General features: G+C 61.2%; 14 protein-coding genes. All 14 read left to right on the top strand.

The annotated features are described in order from the left end of the window. The first annotated feature begins 74 nt into the window (after positions 1 to 74). The 14 genes from ABIA48_RS06995 (at position 75) to pseI (ending at position 18274) form a co-directional block, all read left to right on the top strand. A complete protein-coding gene (locus ABIA48_RS06995) occupies positions 75 to 3668 on the top strand; it encodes a glycosyltransferase (RefSeq protein WP_429487508.1) in 3594 nt (1197 codons plus the stop codon). A gap of 278 nt (positions 3669 to 3946) precedes the next feature. After that, the gene (gene rfbF, locus ABIA48_RS06990) at positions 3947 to 4720 is read left to right on the top strand and encodes a glucose-1-phosphate cytidylyltransferase (protein ID WP_007983428.1); all 774 of its coding nucleotides are present in this window, start codon (positions 3947 to 3949) and stop codon (positions 4718 to 4720) included. Then, a complete protein-coding gene (gene rfbG / locus ABIA48_RS06985; protein ID WP_429487507.1) occupies positions 4702 to 5784 on the top strand; it encodes a CDP-glucose 4,6-dehydratase in 1083 nt (360 codons plus the stop codon). Before rfbF ends, rfbG begins: the two co-directional genes overlap by 19 nt. Continuing rightward, on the top strand, positions 5781 to 6341 hold the full coding sequence (locus tag ABIA48_RS06980) for a dTDP-4-dehydrorhamnose 3,5-epimerase family protein (protein ID WP_429487506.1): 561 nt from the start codon (positions 5781 to 5783) through the stop codon (positions 6339 to 6341). The genes rfbG and ABIA48_RS06980 overlap by 4 nt, the downstream gene beginning before the upstream one ends. Further along, positions 6338 to 7564, top strand: a complete 1227-nt coding sequence (locus tag ABIA48_RS06975) for a methyltransferase domain-containing protein (RefSeq protein ID WP_429487505.1) — start codon at positions 6338 to 6340, stop codon at positions 7562 to 7564. Before ABIA48_RS06980 ends, ABIA48_RS06975 begins: the two co-directional genes overlap by 4 nt. Further along, positions 7561 to 8682, top strand: coding sequence for a DegT/DnrJ/EryC1/StrS family aminotransferase (locus ABIA48_RS06970; RefSeq protein WP_429487504.1), 1122 nt, complete (start codon positions 7561 to 7563; stop codon positions 8680 to 8682). The genes ABIA48_RS06975 and ABIA48_RS06970 overlap by 4 nt, the downstream gene beginning before the upstream one ends. Then, positions 8679 to 9344: an acetyltransferase gene (locus tag ABIA48_RS06965; RefSeq protein ID WP_429487503.1), complete on the top strand. Its 666-nt coding sequence runs from the start codon at positions 8679 to 8681 to the stop codon at positions 9342 to 9344. The genes ABIA48_RS06970 and ABIA48_RS06965 overlap by 4 nt, the downstream gene beginning before the upstream one ends. A 29-nt stretch (positions 9345 to 9373) precedes the next feature. Further along, complete coding sequence (locus tag ABIA48_RS06960) at positions 9374 to 10102, top strand: cephalosporin hydroxylase family protein (RefSeq protein WP_429487502.1); 729 nt, start codon at positions 9374 to 9376, stop codon at positions 10100 to 10102. Positions 10103 to 10153: 51 nt separating this feature from the next. Next, entirely contained in the window at positions 10154 to 13078 is a 2925-nt protein-coding gene (locus ABIA48_RS06955) for a glycosyltransferase family 2 protein (protein ID WP_429487501.1), read from the top strand. A 134-nt stretch (positions 13079 to 13212) separates the two neighbouring features. Continuing rightward, entirely contained in the window at positions 13213 to 14403 is a 1191-nt protein-coding gene (pseC, locus tag ABIA48_RS06950) for a UDP-4-amino-4,6-dideoxy-N-acetyl-beta-L-altrosamine transaminase (protein ID WP_429487500.1), read from the top strand. After that, positions 14403 to 15023, top strand: a complete 621-nt coding sequence (locus ABIA48_RS06945; RefSeq protein WP_429487499.1) for a pseudaminic acid biosynthesis-associated methylase — start codon at positions 14403 to 14405, stop codon at positions 15021 to 15023. The genes pseC and ABIA48_RS06945 overlap by 1 nt, the downstream gene beginning before the upstream one ends. Next, complete coding sequence (pseF, locus tag ABIA48_RS06940; protein WP_204932430.1) at positions 15020 to 15727, top strand: pseudaminic acid cytidylyltransferase; 708 nt, start codon at positions 15020 to 15022, stop codon at positions 15725 to 15727. The genes ABIA48_RS06945 and pseF overlap by 4 nt, the downstream gene beginning before the upstream one ends. Continuing rightward, positions 15724 to 17229, top strand: a complete 1506-nt coding sequence (gene pseG, locus ABIA48_RS06935; protein ID WP_429487498.1) for a UDP-2,4-diacetamido-2,4,6-trideoxy-beta-L-altropyranose hydrolase — start codon at positions 15724 to 15726, stop codon at positions 17227 to 17229. Before pseF ends, pseG begins: the two co-directional genes overlap by 4 nt. Continuing rightward, positions 17222 to 18274: a pseudaminic acid synthase gene (gene pseI, locus ABIA48_RS06930; protein WP_429487497.1), complete on the top strand. Its 1053-nt coding sequence runs from the start codon at positions 17222 to 17224 to the stop codon at positions 18272 to 18274. The genes pseG and pseI overlap by 8 nt, the downstream gene beginning before the upstream one ends. The last annotated feature ends 204 nt before the right edge of the window (positions 18275 to 18478 follow it).

Genomic DNA, 18478 nt, shown 5'->3' with positions numbered 1-18478 from the left:
GAGTATTTATCGTCTTTTTTGCGGTAACAAAGGGCTCGCTTTCAGGGCGGGCTCGCGCCGCCTGTGAGCCCGCCGTGAATTCACTCCCGCTTGTCAGCCTGGTCATTCCTGCCTTCAATCCGCGTTTCTTCGGTCGTGCCTTGCACACGGCTGTAAGTCAGAGCTACGGCAATCTGGAGATCATCGTTTGCGATGATAGTCGCGGTCATGAGATCGAGGAGATCGTGGCTTCGGTGGTTGAGCAGGGCGTGACCGTACGTTATGTGCGAAATCCGCGAACCCTGGGGCTGGTGGGTAACCTGCAGGTCTGCCTGGAGCAGGCGCAAGGCGAGTACATCAAGTTTCTTTGTGATGATGACCAGTTGTTCTCGGCCTGCATCGAGCGCCAGGCCCAGGCGCTTATCGAATGCGCTGACGTCAATCTGGTCGTGGCCCAGCGGCTGCTCTGGGATGCCGACGACATGCCGCTGCCTTCGCGCCTCGAAAACACCCCGCTTTCCCCGGTGGGCGGGGTGTTCAAGGGCGAGGACCTGCTGGCGATCTTCGAAAACTTCCCGGTCAACATCCTCGGTGGCTTCAGTAACGCGATGTTCCGTCGGGCTGACGTGCTCGAACTGTTCCCGGCATTGACTCAGCCCGGCCATTGCTTTGTCGCGACCCTCGATTTCGCCTTGTACATCTGCCTGATGCGGCGCGGCAATCTGGCGGTGTCCAATCACGTGCTCGGGGTCGAGCGCCTGTACCCGGAGCGTTTGAGCGGCCAGCAGTCGATGAAAGACTCGGCCGAAACCGAGCGGCAATGGCTGTCGCAGATGCTCAAGGCGCGTAGTGGCGAATCTGCGCCGGCGCAGGGCTGGGTACGTTATCTGCCACTGACCCGGGTGGACGAGTCGCCGCGGGTTTGGGAGGAGTTGCCGCTGAGCCGGACCCTGGGTACAAAACAGACCACCCAGGACTGGCATGTCGGCATCGCCAGTGTCAGTTTTGCGCAACTGTATGCCCAATGGCTGGCGTGCCGCACGCTCACCGACGGTCAGCGCGAGCTGCTGGCGGACACGCTTGAAGCCTGGCCGACCCGACCCAAAATCGTTCCGATCATCATCGATGAGCAAGGCAGCCGTTCGGCGCTGGAGCTCACGCTGCAATCGCTGGCGGATCAGGATTACGCCCCTGAACTGACGCTGGTGCTGTCGGCATCCTGTACGCAAGCCGAGCTGGACGAACGTGTTTTCCGCTTGCCGTTGCAGGACGACTGGCAGCAGCAAATCAACGCCCTGTTACCGCAACTGGAAGGCATTGGCTGGTTCTATCTGCTGCGTGCCGGTGATCGTCTGGTGGCGCCGGCCTTGCTGATCATGGCTGAACGAGTTGCGCTGTCGCGCACGCTGAGCTGCCTGTACAGCGACGAAGGTGGGCTGCATCAGGGTGAGTCGGCCGAGCCTGCATTCAAGCCGGACTTCAACCTGGACCTCATGCGCAGCTACCCCTATGTGGGGCGAGCGTTGGCATTCGAGCGCGAGCAGTTCCTGGCGCTGGGCGGATTCGATTCGGTATACGGCGAACTGGCGCCACACGATGTGTTGTGGCGCATGGTCGAGCGTAGCGGCACGCACGTGGTCGGGCACATTTCGGAGGTGCTGCTGGAGTCGGCGTTCGACCTGACCCAATGGCTGTCGCTGCCGGAAGTGGTGGACACCAATCCGCGCCTGCTTGAGGCGCATTTGCATCGCCTGGGTGTTGCCCACGACATTCGCCAGGGCAGTTCGGCGCTGCTCAATCGGATCGACTATCGCCATGGTGATCGGCCGCTGGTGTCGATCGTTATCGTCAGTAAAGATCAGACCCTGGCGTTGCAACGCTGTGTCGAGAGCCTGCTGGAGAAAACGACCTACGGCGAATACGAGTTGCTGTTGGTGGACAACGGCAGCGAGAGCGTCGAGGCGCTTGCCTGGTTCGCCGGCATGGCGCAGTTGGGCAGCGAGCGGATCCGGGTGCTGAGCTGCGAAGTGCAGGGTAACGCAGCGGCGGTGCGCAATTTCGCCGTGCGGCAGGCTGCTGGCGATTACGTCCTGATGCTCAATCCTTACACGGTGATTACCCAGGCTGAATGGCTGGGCGAATTGCTCAACCATGCACAACGTCCTGAAGTCGGCGTGGTGGGGGCCAAGCTGTTCAACCCCGATGGCCGCGTGCTGCATGCCGGCCTGATTCTCGGGTTGCAAGGGCCGGCCGGCGTGCCGTTCCATGGCGAGATGCTGCACGCAGCAGGCTACATGTACCGCTTGCAGGTCGCCCACAATTTCAGTGCCGTCGGCGGCGATTGCCTGATGGTGCGCAAGGCGGTCTTCGATGCAGTCGGTGGCCTGGATGAGCAGGGCCTGGCGCAGTCCCTCAATGAGGTGGATTTGTGCCTGCGCGTCGGCCAGGAAGGTTATCTGGTGGTCTGGACGCCTCACGCCCAACTGGCGTTGGGCGCGCAACCGGCCGTGGTTGCGCGAGAAGGTGATCAGGCCCGAAGCGAGCAGGAACAGGAGGTTTTCTACAAGCGCTGGCTGCCGATCGTGGCCCGTGATCCGGCCTACAACACCAACCTGGCGTTGCAGGGATTGGGCGGGGCAAGCTTCAGTCTCGAGCCGGGTTTGCGTTCCGGCTGGACTCCGTTTTCCAAGGCTCAGTTGCCGAAAATTCTCGCGTTGCCGGTCAACGCATCCGCCATCGGCCATTACCGGGTCACACAACCGCTGATTGAGCTGGAGGCCGCCGGCAGGGCGCAGGGGCGCATTCATTACAACCTGCCGACCATCATCGAAGTCGAGCGCCATTCGCCTGACGTGATCATCTTGCAGGGGCGCTATTCCGAAGGGCCGATCAACGAAATCCCGAGCCTGCAAAAATATTCCAGCGCACGACGTATCTATGAGCTGGATGACTTTGTGATCAATGTTCCACACCGCAATGCACATATCCGCAACATGCCGGGCAAGGACGAAATGGAGAAGCTGGTGCGGCGCGCTATCGGCATGTGCGATCGCGTGGTGGTCTCCACCGAGCCGCTGGGTAACGCGCTGTCGGACATGCATCACGACATTCGCGTGGTGCCCAACATGTTGGCGTCGCACTTGTGGACCGACCTGCGCAGCCAGCGTCGCACGTCAAAAAAGCCTCGGGTCGGCTGGGGTGGCGGCACCAGCCATCATGGTGACCTGGCGGTCATTGCCGATGTGGTCCGCGAATTGGCCAATGAAGTCGATTGGGTATTCTTCGGCATGTGCCCGGACGATTTGCGCCCGTACATGCACGAGTTTCATGGGGTGATCGGGCTGGATGTCTACCCGGCCAAGCTGGCCAGCCTGAACCTGGATCTGGCATTGGCGCCGTTGGAATTCCACATCTTCAACGACTGTAAGAGCAACCTGCGCCTGCTGGAGTATGGCGCTTGCGGGTACCCGGTGATCTGCACCGACACCGAGGCCTATCGCGGCTACCTGCCGTGCACCCGGATCAAAACCAACTCCACGGATGAATGGCTGCAGGCGATCCGCATGCACCTGACCGATCCGGATGCCAGCTATCGCATGGGCGATGAGTTGCGTGAGATCGTGCTGCGTGACTACGTGCTGCGCGGCGACAATTTGCGTTATTGGGAGAATGGCTGGCTGGCGGACTGATCGCCGGACATTGATCCCGACCCGGCAGGCGACGATGAGTCGCCTGCCTTTTTTTTGCCGCCAGACTTTGCAATCACCGTTGAAGATACCCGCCAGGCTTTGCCCGGTAGCGGATTGAAAGAGCTGGCGCGTTTCCTGCAAGTCCCCCTTATATCGCCATAAAACGAGCACTTCCGGTGAGTCCGGATGCGCCCTGAACGGTGGCAGGTTTAACCCAGATGGCCCGCAAAAGCTTGATACAGCTTGGCTGAGCCCTGTGACGAACAAGAGGGGAAGGGATGAAGGCAGTTATTTTGGCGGGTGGCCTGGGTACGCGGATCAGCGAGGAGTCGCACCTCAAGCCCAAGCCGATGATCGAGGTCGGCGGCAAGCCAATTCTCTGGCACATCATGAAACAGTATTCCGCTCATGGAATCCACGATTTCGTGATCTGCCTTGGCTACAAGGGCTATGCGATCAAGGACTTCTTCGCCAACTATTTCCTGCACACCTCCGACGTCACGTTCGACATGTGCAACAACCGCATGGATGTTCACCAGAACTACAGCGAGCCATGGCGCGTCACGCTGATCGACACCGGCGAAGAGACCATGACCGGCGGCCGGTTGCGCCGTGCCCGCCGCTACCTCGAAGACGAACAGGCGTTCTGTTTCACCTATGGCGACGGCGTGTCGGACCTCAACATCGGTGCGTTGGTTGATTTTCATCTCAAGCACGGAAAACTGGCGACCGTCACCGCGGTACAACCGCCAGGCCGCTACGGCGCGCTCAATCGCGATGGCGACAATGTCCTGGGCTTCACTGAAAAACCTCGTGGCGATGGTGGCTGGATCAACGGCGGGTTCTTTGTCCTGTCGCCCAAGGTGCTGCCGTTGATCGACGGCGACGAGACCTCTTGGGAATCCGGCCCGCTGGATGGCCTGGCCGAGCGCGGCGAACTCATGGCGTTCCAGCACGACGGTTTCTGGCAACCGATGGATACCCTGCGTGACAAAAATCATCTGGAAGCGTTGTGGCAGAGCGGGGAGGCCCCATGGAAGCAATGGGACTGAGCCCGCAATTCTGGCGTGGCAAGCGGGTGCTGGTCACCGGCCATACCGGGTTCAAGGGCAGTTGGCTGACGTTGTGGCTGCAAAGCCTGGGCGCCGAGGTCAGCGGGTTTTCCCTCGATCCGTCCACCGAGCCGAGCCTGTTCGAACTGGCGCGTGTGCATGAGGGCATCAACGATCAGCGCGGCGACCTGCGTGACCTGGGGGCCTTGCTGGAACTGATCGCTGAAACCCGACCGGAAATCGTCCTGCACCTGGCGGCCCAGCCGTTGGTGCGCGAAGGTTACCGCGACCCGTTGGGCACCTACTCCAGCAACGTCATGGGCACGCTCAACCTGCTCGAGGCGATCCGTCAGGTCGGTGGTGTGCGCGCCTGCGTGCTGGTGACCACCGACAAGGTCTACGCCAATCAGGAATGGCTGTGGCCGTACCGCGAAAACGAAGCGTTGGGCGGTCACGATCCTTACAGCAGCAGCAAGGCCTGCTGCGAACTGCTGGCGCAATCCTATGCCGCTTCGTTCTTTGCGCCTGAAAAGTATGCCGAGCATGGTTTGGCATTGGCCACGGCCCGCGCCGGCAACGTGCTCGGCGGTGGCGATTTTGCCCCGGAGCGGTTGATTCCCGACGTGCTGCGGGCGTGGTCGGCGGATGAGCCCGTGACCTTGCGCTATCCGCAGGCGGTGCGCCCATGGCAGCACGCCCTGGAACCGCTGGCCGGGTATCTGCAACTGGCTGCCGGGCTGTATGAGCAAGGCCCTGACTTCGCCGGGGCGTGGAATTTCGGCCCCGGTGAAGCGGACATGTGCAGCGTCGGTGAAGTGGTCGAACTGCTCGCCAACCGCTGGCCGCAAGCGCGCGGCCTACGCATCGAACCGAGCGATATGCATGAGGCCGGTCTGTTGCGCCTGGACAGCAGCCGCGCCCGTCAATTGCTGGGCTGGCAACCGCGCTGGTCGTTGCAGCAGTGCCTGACCCAGACCCTGGACTGGCATTTGGCGTGGCAGAACGGTGATGACATGCGCGCCATCAGCCTGGCGCAATTGAACCTGTACCGAGGCGCGTTGTGAGCGAATTTCTGTTGAAGGCGCTGCCGTTGAGCGGGTTGTTCAGCGTCCAGCACAAACGCTTCGAGGATGAGCGCGGGCACTTTTCCCGGTTGTTTTGCGAAGGCAGTCTCAGTGCGTTTGGCCAGGCGTTTCATATCCGCCAGATCAATCACTCCTGCACCCGCGAACGCGGCAGCGTGCGTGGCCTGCATTACCAGAGTGCCCACGCGCCGGAAGCCAAATTGATCACTTGCCTGCGTGGTGAAGTCTGGGATGTCGCGGTGGATTTGCGTCCTGACTCCGGGACCTTCCTGCATTGGCACGCCGAATATCTGCGTGCCGGCGATGGCCGCAGCCTGTTGATTCCGGCCGGGTTCGCCCATGGTTTCCAGACCCTGAGCGCCGACGCCGAACTGCTTTACCTGCACAGCAATGACTACACGCCGGAGCATGAAGGCGGGTTGTCGGTGCTCGATCCACGGCTGGCGATTGCCTGGCCGTTGCCTGTCAATAATCTGTCGGTGCGCGATGCCAGTCATCCAGCGCTCGATGAACACTTCGCCGGAGTGCGTCTATGAACTGCCGTGGTTGCGCCGCTGCGCTGACCCTGCCGCTGATCGACCTGGGCACCTCGCCGCCGTCCAACGCCTACGTGCGTGTCGATCAGTTGGAGCAGGCCGAACACTGGGTGCCGTTGAAGGTTGCCGTGTGCCAGCAGTGCTGGCTGGTGCAAACCGAGGACTACACCAGTGCCGACAGCCTGTTCGATGCCGAGTACGCCTATTTCAGTTCGTTCTCCAGTACCTGGCTGGCCCATGCCGAGCGTTATGTCGCCGAGATGGTCGAGCGCTTCGGCCTGACCACCGACAGCCGCGTAGTGGAAGTGGCAGCCAACGATGGTTACCTGTTGCAGTACGTAGCCAGGCGCGGCATCCCTTGCCTGGGTGTCGAGCCGACCCGCAGTACCGCGCAAGCGGCGCGGGAAAAAGGCCTGGAGATTCGTGAGCTGTTTTTCGGTCGCGACACCGCCGCGCAGTTGAAAAGCGAACGCTGGGGCGCCGACCTGATGGCCGCCAACAACGTGTTGGCCCACGTCCCGGATATCAACGATTTCCTCGGCGGTTTCGCGACGTTGCTCAAACCGGCGGGTGTGGCGACTTTCGAGTTCCCGCAGTTGCTGACCCTGATGGCCGGCCAGCAGTTCGACACGCTGTACCACGAGCATTATTCCTACCTGTCGCTGACCGCTGTGCAGACGTTGTGCGAGCGCAATGGCCTGCAAGTGTTCGACGTCAGTCAGCTCTCGACCCATGGCGGTTCGCTGCGGGTGTTCGTTCAGCGGCTGGACGGCGAACGTCGCAATGTGCAACCGGCGGTTCAGCAACAGCTGCAGGCCGAACTCGCCGCCGGGGTGAAAACCCCGGAGTACTACGCGACCCTGGCGCCCGCCGCCGAGCGCATCAAGCATGACCTGCTGCGTTTTTTGTTGCAGGCCAGGGCCGATGGCAAGCGCGTAGTCGGCTACGGCGCAGCCGCCAAGGGCAACACCCTGCTCAACTACGCCGGGGTCAAGCCGGATCTGCTGGCCTGGGTTGCCGATGCCAACCCGCACAAGCAAGGCAAGTACCTGCCCGGTAGCCGCATTCCGATCGTGTCGCCAGCACAGATCGACCTCGAAAAACCGGACTACGTGCTGGTACTGCCGTGGAACCTGCTGGATGAGATCACCCAGGCCTTTGCCGGCATTCGTGCATGGGGCGGTCGTTTTGTCATTGCCATTCCCGAGTTGATCATTCGATGAGCCGAATTCATTACACCAAGCCCAGTGTCGGTGAGCTGGAAGCTGACTATGTACTCGATGCTGTCCGCCATGGTTGGGGAGAGCGCTGCTACGAGTACCTGACACGCTTCGAAAAGTCCTTTGCCGAGCATGTGGGGACGACGTACGCGATTGCAACGTCCAGTTGCACCGGCGCGCTGCACATGGGTATGGCTGCGTTGGGCATCGGTGTCGGCGATGAGGTGATCCTCGCCGATACCAACTGGATCGCCTCGGCCGCGCCCATCACCTATCTGGGTGCGACGCCGGTGTTCGTCGACGTGCTGGCCGACAGTTGGTGCCTCGACCCGCAGCAGGTTCGACGGGCGATTACCCCAAGAACCAAAGCGATTCTGGCGGTGCATCTCTACGGCAATCTCTGCGACATGGATGCGTTGCTGGCCATCGGTCGCGAGTTTGGCCTGCCGGTCATCGAAGACGCAGCCGAGGCGATCGGCTCGCAGTGGCGTGGTCAGGCGGCCGGTTCGCTGGGCGCGTTCGGCGCATTTTCCTTTCACGGCACCAAGACCATGACCACCGGCGAAGGCGGCATCTTCGTGACGTCGGACAAGGCCCTGTTTGACCGCGTACTGACCCTGTCCAACCATGGCCGGGTGGCGGGCAGCAGCAAACAGTTCTGGCCGGACTTCCTCGGTTTCAAATACAAGATGAGCAACCTGCAAGCCGCCGTCGGTTGCGCGCAGGTTGAACGGATCGACGAGCTTATCCAGCGCAAGCGAGCGATCTTCGCCCACTACGCCGACGCCTTGTCATCGTTGCCGGGGTTGTCCATGAACCCCGAACCGGAACATTCGCGTAACGGTTACTGGATGCCCACCGTCGTCTTTGACCGCGAGCTGGGGATCACGCGGGACATGTTGATAGCCGCCTTCCAGACCGCCGATATCGACGCACGGGTGTTCTTCTGGCCGCTGTCGTCCTTGCCGATGTTCAGCGAACTGACGGCCGACTCGCCCGTGGCGCATTCGCTGCCGGAGCGGGCGATCAATCTGCCGAGCTACCACGACATGACCGATGACGATCAGCGCCGGGTCATCGAGGTACTGCGCGCGCTGGTACTCAAAAGGACCCGGCTATGAGGGTTTACCTGCTGGGGGCGGCCAATCCTGAAGCGGTTCGGATGATCCTCACCCTGCAACGCAGCCAGCCGCACGTGCAGTTCGCCTTTCTCGATAACGACCCGGCGAAGCAAGGCACGCTGTTTTATGGCGTGCCGGTGGTGGGTGGTACCGACAAGGTGACCGAGCTGAAAGGCCCCGACACACGCTTTGTCAATTTGATCACCGGCAGCACGGCGCTGCGTTACCGGACCACCTGCGAGATCGTCGAGGCCGGTGGCACGCTGGGCAACTTCATCCATCCGGGCGTCGATCTGACGATGATCACGATGGGCGTCGGTACCTATCTGCAAGAGGGCGTGATCATGCAGGCGCAAGTCAGCCTGGGTGATAACACCAGTATCAGCGCCGGCAGCGTCGTCGGGCATGAGGGGCAGATCGGCCATTCGGTGTTCATGGCGCCGGGTGTCTGCATTGCCGGTTGTGTCGAGATCGGTGACGGCACCTTCATCGGCACCAACGCCACGATCCTGCCGCGATTGCGCATCGGTCGCTGGGTCACCATCGGTGCGGGCGCCGTGGTGACCAAGGACGTTCCAGACTATGCGGTTGTGGTGGGCAGTCCCGCCAGGACCATCAAGACCAATCCTGCTTCCTTTCAAGACGGTCGGGTTTTCAAGTAACCCCCGCGACTAATTTCCGGAGAGTCTGTATGAATCCTCATGAGCAGTTTCGTGAAGAAGTAAAAGAGAACATCGAAGGCCTGCAGCAAGACAAAGCGTTGCAAGCCACGTCGCTGGACTGGGTTGGCACGACCGCCAGGCATAAGTACACCTACAACTTCAGCTGGATGGGCCGCCCGATCATTCAGTTCCCCCAGGACATGGTTGCCATGCAGGAGATCATCTGGTCACTGCGCCCGGACATCATTGTCGAGACCGGGATCGCCCACGGCGGCTCGCTGGTGTTTTATGCCTCGATGCTGGAACTGATCGGCCATGGCGAAGTGCTGGGTGTCGACATCGACATCCGCCAGCACAACCGAGAGGCGATCGAAGCACACCCGATGAGCAAGCGGATCCGGATGCTCCAGGGATCGAGTATCGATCCGGCAATCGTCGATCAGGTTCGCCAGCGTGTCGAAGGCAAGAGAGTGCTGGTGGTTCTGGACTCCAACCACACCCATGAGCACGTACTGGAAGAACTGCGGGCCTATGCGCCGATGACCTCGGTGGGCAGCTACTGCGTGGTGATGGACACCGTGGTTGAAGACATGCCGGAAGACGCCTTCCCGGATCGCCCGTGGGGCAAGGGCGACAACCCGAAAACCGCGGTATGGGCTTACCTGGAAGAAAACCGTGATTTTGAAATCGACCAGGCCATTCACAGCAAGTTGCTGATCACCGTCGCACCGGATGGCTATCTGCGTCGCGTGCGGTAATCGACAAGACATCGTTGGGTTTTTCGGCGATTCGCCGTTGTGGGGAAATGTATGCAAGGCAAGAATAATTCTGAACACGGGTTGGCACTCAACGAACAGTTGACCGTGGTGCTGATGTCTCACGAGCGGCCGGCATTTTTGCGCAGGGCGGCACGTTTCTACAGCGACTTGCCTTGCAGGATTCTGGTGCTGGACTCTTCGGCCGAAGGTCAGCCAGGCCTGGCCGGGCAGTTTGAAAATGTGGATTACCAGCATGTCCCGCAGTTCGGCTACTGGGGAGTTCGCGCCAAGCTGGCCTTTGGCGTGGAACAAGTGACCACGCCGTTCATGGTGTTCGCCGCCGACGATGACTTCCATGTGCATGACGCTCTGCGCGAAGCGGTGGCATTCATGGATGCCAACCCCGACTACGGCCTGTGCCACGGTTACAGCATGATGTACCTGTCGCAACCCAACAGCGTCAGCTACTTTCGGCGTGACAAGAAGGTCTGCGAAGACTATTCGTCCGAGCATGCCGAGGAGCGCGTGCTGGATTACATGCACCAGTACCTCCCGCCTTTCTATGCCGTACAGCGCACAGACCTGGTACGTGACTGGTATCAGGTCATGCCTCACGATACGTCCTTTCAATGGCAGGAAATCGGTCACACGTATTACATGCTGGCACGGGGCAAGGCGCGGATTCTGCCGATCCCGTATGTCGTGCGTGAGATGAACTACGGGTATTCGGACCACAACACCGAGATCTTTCACACGCTGGCTCATACGGACGCCAAGTCGGTCGCCGAGCGCGAGGCCTTTGCCGCTTTCCTCTTCGGGCTGCCGACTCAAGTTCAAAGCGACGACCCGGAGCAAGGCCAGCAGTTCGCACTGCAAAGCTTTGAAGCCTTGGCCGATAGCTTGCGCACCGGTCGCGCACTGACGACCGAGCTGATTATCGAGTCCGCCTGGACCGATGTCGAAAAAGGCCCTGTGCGCCGTTTCGGCCCCAAGCAATACGTCGAAATGCCGTTCTACAACCAGGTGTTTTTCGATCAGTTGACCCAGTTCGAATTCCTGTTGCACGCCATGCCGGCCGGACGCGTTCAACTGGCAGGCCTGGAGGGCATCTGGACCCGTCAGCAAAGCCTGATGCTGGCGCGTAACAATGACACGCCGGAAAGTGTGGTCGACCGTTTGTGGCAAGCCCACGACAGCAACGTCTTCAACCGCGCGGTGGTCAAGCGTCTGGTGGCTCAGCTGGAACTGCTGGGCGAAGACGAAGAGGCGCAGACCCTGCGCGATTGGGCTGTGCGTCTTGAGGCGGTGTCAGTCGAGGGTAATCGTGCGATGTTCGACAAGATGCTGTCCGGTCGCTTGCTCAAGTGGCTTGCACCGCGTCAGCCCGATGCGCATGAGGCTGAGTCGATCGCCCAACACCTGGCGGCCAACGACGGTGGTCCGCAGTTCGGGATCTTCCTGCTGGACCTGGACAACGATATCGACAAGCTGCAAGTCTCCCTCGACAGCCTGCTTGAAGGTCACAGCAAGGCGTTCAGGATTGTGGTCTTCACCACCGGTGAAGCACCGGCGGCGACGACGGCGCAGAATACCCTGCACTTTGTCCGGGTCACGCAAAGCAACTACGTCGACAAACTGAACCAGAGTGCTCGTCAGTCGACTGCCGATTGGTTGCTGCTGGCTGAAGCCGGCGACGAATTCACCGCCGGTGGCCTGTTGCGTGCCAGCCTGGAGCTGCTGTCTGCAGCAGAGTGCCGCGCCGTCGCCACCGACGAAATCCAGCGCACCCCGGAAGGCGCACTGGTGGACGTGTTCCGCCCAGGCTTCAATCTTGATTTGCTGCAAAGCCTGCCGGCCTTGATGGCGCGTCACTGGTTGATCCGCCGAGAGGTGTTCATTGAAGTCGGCGGCTACCAGCCCGATTTCAGCAAAGCCCTGGAATTCGACTTGCTGTTGCGCATCATCGAGCAGGGTGGCCTCAGCGGGTTGGCCCACCTGGATGAACCGCTGCTGATCGCCCGGGCGCCGGCACTGGAAGAAAACGCCGATGAGCGCCTGGCGTTGTTGCGCCACCTGGGCAATCGTGGCTACAAGGCCAAGATCACTTCGACGGTGCCAGGCACTTATCAGATCGACTATCGCCACAGCGAACGCCCGCTGGTGTCGATCATCCTGCCGGCTGGGGATGACCTGGCGGCATTGCAACAGTGCCTGCAAGCTGTGTTGCTGCGAACCCGCTACATCCAGTACGAAGTCCTGATTGCGGTCAATCAGCATCAGTCGGCCGAGGTCAACGATTGGCTCGGCACTTATCAGCATCCGAAAGTCACCGTTCTGCGCGCCGATCAGCTTATGAACCCGGCGGCGCTGTACAACGCGGCCAGCCAGCAGGCGCAGGGCGAGTACCTGGTGCTGTTGGCTGCCGACAGTGAAGTGGTCAACCCGAACTGGCTGGAGTCGCTGCTCAATCACGCCCAGCGTCCGGAAGTCGGGGTGGTCGGTCCCAAGTTGATCGACCGCGACGGCAAGGTCACCCAGGCCGGCCTGATTCTCGGCATGAACGGTGGTGTGGGCTCAGCCTTTGTCGGGGAAAAACACGACACCGAAGGTTACCTGCACCGGTTGGCGCTGGAGCAGAACTACTCGGCGGTGTCGAAGGTGTGCCTGATGGTGCGTAAAGCGTTGTTCGACGAGCTGGACGGTCTGGACAGCGTGACCTTCGCCGACGGCTTGAGCGACGTCGACCTGTGTCTGCGGGTCGGTCAGGCCGGATACCTCACCGTGTGGACGCCGCTGGTACAGGTCATTCATTCGGGTGAAGTGCCGCAGGCGCCCCAGGTCCTCGATGCGCTGCGTGACAAGTGGGCGCCAGCCTTTGCGCAAGATCAGGCCTATAACGCCAATCTGGCCTTGAGCGGCAAAGGCTTTGCCCTGGGCGAAAGTGCTTCGGTGAACTGGGCGCAGTTGCTCGGCTAGGCCCGGCGAACAGGTATAAGGATTCAAGGCATGCTCAACGGAAAATCGATTTTCAACTCAGGCGGCACCGGTTCGTTCGGGCGTCATTTCGTCCGTCGTAGGCGGGACACGCTCGCCCATGCCTGGTTGCCAGCATGATTCCTTACGCTCGGCAAAGCCTCGATCAGGCGGATATCGACGCCGTTGTCGGGATATTGAAGTCGGACTGGCTGACCCAGGGGCCGACCATCGAACGCTTCGAGCGCGCGATGGCCGAACGCTGCGAGGCCGGTTTTGCCGTGGCGGTGTGCAATGCCACGGCGGCCCTGCACATCGCTTGCCTGGCGGCGGGGCTCGGTCCCGGCGATTGGCTATGGACGACACCGAACACCTTTCTCGCCTCGGCAAACTGTGGTCGCTACTGCGGTGCCGAGGTGGATTTTGTCGATATCGACCCGCTGACCTGGAACCTCGATGCCGCTGCGCTGGCTGTCAAGCTGGAACGGGCCGAGCGTGAAGGCAGGCTGCCAAAAGTGCTCGTGGCCGTGGCGTTCTCGGGGCAGAGCTGCGACATGCGCAGGATTGCCGCACTGGCCAGGCGATATGGCGTTACGGTGATCGAAGATGCGGCCCATGCTGCTGGTGCGTCCTACGCCGGGCGCCCGGTGGGTTGCGGCGAGTTTGCCGCGATGACCGTGTTCAGTTTTCATCCGGTGAAGATCATCACCAGTGCCGAAGGTGGCATGGTGATGACCAACAGCCCGGAACTTGCCGAGCGTTTGCAACGCTTGCGCAGCCACGGCATGACCCGGGATCCGCAGCAGATGACCGGACTCAGCCACGGCCCCTGGTATTACGAGCAGGTGGAGCTGGGTTTCAATTACCGCATTACCGACCTGCAAGCGGCCCTTGGTTTGTCGCAGTTGAACAAACTGGATGAGTTTATCGAGCGTCGGCGTGAACTGGCGGCTCGTTATGACCGCTTGCTGGCGTATTTGCCGCTGACCCTGCCCAGTGCACAATTTGAGGCCGAGTCGTCATGGCATCTGTATGTGGTGCGGCTGCAACTCGATCAGATCAATCTCACTCACCGTGAGGTGTTCGAGGGATTGCGAGCTGCCGGGGTCGGTGCAAACCTGCACTACATTCCCGTGCATTTGCAGCCTTATTATCGTGATCTCGGGTTTGCCGAGGGTGATTTTCCGCAGGCCGAGCGTTACTACGCCGAAGCCATCAGCCTGCCCCTGTATCCGTTGCTCAGTGATGAACAACAGGACTATGTGGTCGAGCAAATGCGGCAACTGATCGAAATAATCCAGCCATTGCGCCGGGTGGGAAATGTGTGATGCGTGAACTGACCGAGCAGGAAACATTCTGGCAGGGCGAATTCGGCAACCAGTACGTTGACCGCAATATCGGGCAGCCGCTGGTAGCGGCAAACCTGGCGCTGTTTGCCAAGGCACTGACACGGGTCGGGTGCATCGACAGCCTGGTGGAACTGGGCACCAATGCCGGCAACAACCTGCAGGCACTGCGTCAGCTGTTGCCCCGTTGCGAGTTGTTCGGTGTGGAGATCAATGCCAGTGCTTGTGCCGCTGCCCAGGCGTTGGGTATTGCGCAGATCTGGCACGGTTCGCTGTTCGATTTTCCTCGCGAGCGCACCTTCGACCTGACCCTGAGCAAAGGCGTGCTGATTCACCTGGCGCCGGAGTTGCTGCCGGCCGCGTACGCGCAACTGTATGAGTTGAGCCAGCGCTACATACTGATCGCCGAGTACTACAATCCGGCACCGGTCGAGGTTCCATATCGCGGCAACAGCGGCAAATTGTTCAAGCGCGATTTTGCTGGCGAAATGCTCGATCGTTATGACGACCTGCAATTGGTCGACTACGGTTTTGGCTACCACCGCGATCCGCAATTCCCGGTGGATGACATCACCTGGTTTGTCCTGGAAAAACGCCATTGAACAACGTCGCCATCATACCGGCCCGCGGAGGCAGCAAGCGCATACCCCGCAAGAACCTCAAGTCGTTCGCCGGCGTGCCGATGATTGCCCGTTCGATTCAGGTCGCTCTCGAATCCGGATTGTTTTCCCGGGTGGTGGTCAGCACCGACGACGAGGAGATCGCCGGACTGGCGCGCGATTGTGGTGCCCAGGTGCCCTTCATGCGCCCGGCGGCACTGGCTGACGACTTCACGGGCACCGCAGCGGTGATCGCCCATGCCCTGCAAGCATTGCGCGAACAGGGCGACCAGTTTGATCGCGCCTGTTGCATTTACGCGACCGCGCCGCTGTTGCAATCGCGATTTCTTGCCCAGGGGCTGAGCCTGCTGGAGCGGCATCCCGACAAGTCTTTCGCATTTTCGGTGTGCGACTTCGGTTTTCCGGTTCAGCGAGCCCTGACCCTTGATGATCAGGGTGCATTGACGGCACTGTATCCGCAGTATCGTGATACCCGCTCCCAGGACTTATCGATCGCCTATCAGGATGCCGGACAGTTCTACTGGGGCCGCAGCGATGCCTGGCTGCGGGGCGAGGTGTTGTATTCACCGTACAGCCTGCCGGTCATCCTGCCGCGGCATCTGGTGCAGGACATCGACACGCCGCAGGACTGGAAACGCGCGGAATACCTGTATGCCGCGCTCAAGGCCGGGGGTGAGCTGCAATGAGAGTACTGATTCGCTCCGATGCCTCGCCGACCATCGGCAGTGGTCACATCGCGCGCTGCCTGTGCCTGGCCCGCGTGTTGCGCAGGCAGGGCAGTCATGTGGCTTTCGCCTGTCGCCTGTTGCCGGGGCATCGACTGGAGGCACTGCGGGCCGAAGGTTTCGAAACCTTCGCGCTGCCCGAGCGCTACAGCGATGAAGATCCGCAGCAGGCCATCGAATCCATGTTGCCATGGCAGGCGGACATCGCCGCGCTCGGGCCGTTGCTGGAACACCAGCCGGCGTTTGACTGGATCATTGTCGACCACTACGGCCTCGATCATCACTGGCAGACGGCCGCCCGGCGCTGGGCGCCACGGATCGCAGCTGTGGATGACCTCGCCACGCGGACCTACAGTGCCGATTTGCTGCTGAACCAGAATCTCTCGGGTACGCCAGAGGCTTATGCCTCGTTGCTGGCACCAGGCTGCCGGACTTTGTTCGGTCCGCGGTTTGCCATGTTGCGCGACGAGTTCCGTTGCCCGGCCATCGAAATCAAGCCTCAGGCCCGGCGTGTACTGGTGAATTTTGGTGGTTTCGACGCGGCCATGCAGACCCACCACGCGATGCTGGCGCTGGCGGATTTTCCTGAACTGGAAGTCGATTTTGTTGCCGGTGCGGATAATCCGGCCTGGACGCAGATGCAGGCGTTGGCAGCAAGTCGCCCGCATTGGCGCCTGCACAGTTTTGTCAGCGACTTTTATCGATTGATGACCGAAGCCGACCTGTTTGTCGGGGCGGGTGGCGGTACCAGTTGGGAGCGGGCGGCCATGGGGCTGCCGACGATTTGCATTGCCGTCTCGAACAACCAGCAAGCCAACGGCGAGGTAATGGCGGCTGCGGGTGCCCATGTGTTCATGGGGGCTCGCGAGCACGTCAGTGTCGAGCAACTGCGCCTGGCCATCGGCTTTGTCGCGGGTAACCAGGGTTTGCGCCAGAGCCTGGCACAGCAGTCGCGACAACTTGTCGATGGCCGGGGCGCGCAGCGGGTTGCGGCTGTGCTGGCCGGTGCGGTGCTGAGGATGCGCCCGGCGACCCTGGGTGATGCGCAGCTGTTGTTCGACGGGCGCAACACCGAGGCCGTGCGCCGCTGGTCGCTTGAGACCGGCGTGATCGAATGGTCCGCGCATCAAAACTGGCTGGCCGCGAGCCTGAGCAATCCCCGGCGGCTGTTATTGATCGCCGAGGCCGATGACGGTCCGGTCGGTGTGCTGCGTTATGACATGCGTGGCTTTAGCGCCGAAGTGTCGATTTATCTGTTCGAGGGCCGGTTCGGCCTGGGCTGGGGCAGGGCGCTGTTGGCCCGTGGAGAAACTGTTGTGAAGGCCCACTGGCCGGAACTGGAGTCGCTCACCGCCCAGGTCTTGCCCGCTAACCAGCCGTCGCTGAACGCCTTTCGCGAAGCCGGTTTTACCCAGAGTGCCTGCGCGTTCACGCGCGTATTGAAGGATCACGCAGATGACTAGCTTCAAGATTGGCGAGCGCCTGATCGGTGCCGATGCGCCGCCATTCATCATTGCCGAGATGAGCGGCAACCATAACCAGTCGCTGGACATGGCGCTGCAAATCGTCGAGGCCGCGGCCAAGGCCGGTGCCCATGCGTTGAAGTTGCAGACCTACACCGCCGACACCATGACCCTGGACCTGGCCGAGGGCGAGTTTTTTATCAAGGATCCGAACAGCCTGTGGGCCGGTACTTCGTTGTACGCGCTGTATGAAAAGGCACACACGCCGTGGGAGTGGCACGCGCCGATTTTCGCTCGCGCCAGAGAACTGGGCCTGCTGGCGTTCTCCACGCCATTCGATGACAGCGCCGTGGACTTTCTCGAAAGCCTCGACGTGCCGGCCTACAAGATCGCCAGTTTCGAAAACACCGACCTGCCGCTGATACGCCGGGTAGCCGCAACGGGCAAGCCGCTGATCATTTCCACCGGCATGGCCAGCATCGCCGAACTCGATGAAACCGTGCGCGCCGCCCGCGAGGCCGGGTGCAAGGATCTGGTGCTGCTCAAATGCACCAGCACCTATCCGGCATCACCCGCGAACAGCAACGTGCGCACGATCCCGCATTTGCGCGAGTTATTCGATTGCCAGGTGGGGCTGTCCGATCACTCCATGGGCGTCGGTGTGGCCGTGGCGGCGGTGGCATTGGGCGCAACGGTGGTGGAAAAGCACTTCACCCTCGAGCGTGCGGCCGGTGGCGTCGACGCCAGTTTCTCCCTGGAACCCTCTGAATTGGCCAGCCTGGTGATTGAAACCGAGCGCGCCTGGCAAGCCATGGGACAGGTACATTACGGCGTCACCGAGGCTGAGCGCCAATCCCTGGTGTACCGTCGATCGTTATATGTCACCCAGGATATGGCGGCCGGCGAGCCCTTCGATGCGACCAATCTGAGAGCCATCCGTCCGGGTCTCGGGCTGGCGCCCAGGCATGCGCAAAGCCTCCTGGGACGCCGTGCCCGTCAGGCCATCAAGCGTGGAACAGCGCTGGATTGGTCGTTGGTCGAATGACCCATTGCCGGGCTGATTCGGCAAAATCGCGTGACCTGCGAGTCATAACGCGCATCTTCACTGTATTGTATTGACCGGGAAGATGGCGCCTGACCCTTTATCGGGTTCAGTGATAGCCCTTTACGCTTCCCGGCCGTCGCCTTGGGGTGACGGAAATCCAGGTTTGTCGGCGCCCCTCGAATCCTTGCGAGTGGTGGTATTGGG

This window comes from Pseudomonas sp. S30_BP2TU TE3576 (assembly GCF_050436025.1).
Classification (GTDB): domain Bacteria; phylum Pseudomonadota; class Gammaproteobacteria; order Pseudomonadales; family Pseudomonadaceae; genus Aquipseudomonas.
Note: the sequence above shows the minus strand (reverse complement) of the source record. Positions and strands in the feature narration are given on the sequence as shown.

Excerpts from the sequence above, each read along its gene's own strand:
- rfbF (WP_007983428.1), top strand. The coding sequence starts at position 3,947 with ATGAAGGCAGTTATTTTGGCGGGTGGCCTGGGTACGCGGATCAGCGAG.
- rfbG (WP_429487507.1), top strand. The coding sequence starts at position 4,702 with ATGGAAGCAATGGGACTGAGCCCGCAATTCTGGCGTGGCAAGCGGGTG.
- ABIA48_RS06975 (WP_429487505.1), top strand. The coding sequence starts at position 6,338 with ATGAACTGCCGTGGTTGCGCCGCTGCGCTGACCCTGCCGCTGATCGAC.
- ABIA48_RS06970 (WP_429487504.1), top strand. The coding sequence starts at position 7,561 with ATGAGCCGAATTCATTACACCAAGCCCAGTGTCGGTGAGCTGGAAGCT.
- ABIA48_RS06965 (WP_429487503.1), top strand. The coding sequence starts at position 8,679 with ATGAGGGTTTACCTGCTGGGGGCGGCCAATCCTGAAGCGGTTCGGATG.
- ABIA48_RS06960 (WP_429487502.1), top strand. The coding sequence starts at position 9,374 with ATGAATCCTCATGAGCAGTTTCGTGAAGAAGTAAAAGAGAACATCGAA.
- ABIA48_RS06955 (WP_429487501.1), top strand. The coding sequence starts at position 10,154 with ATGCAAGGCAAGAATAATTCTGAACACGGGTTGGCACTCAACGAACAG.
- pseC (WP_429487500.1), top strand. The coding sequence starts at position 13,213 with ATGATTCCTTACGCTCGGCAAAGCCTCGATCAGGCGGATATCGACGCC.
- ABIA48_RS06945 (WP_429487499.1), top strand. The coding sequence starts at position 14,403 with ATGCGTGAACTGACCGAGCAGGAAACATTCTGGCAGGGCGAATTCGGC.
- pseG (WP_429487498.1), top strand. The coding sequence starts at position 15,724 with ATGAGAGTACTGATTCGCTCCGATGCCTCGCCGACCATCGGCAGTGGT.
- pseI (WP_429487497.1), top strand. The coding sequence starts at position 17,222 with ATGACTAGCTTCAAGATTGGCGAGCGCCTGATCGGTGCCGATGCGCCG.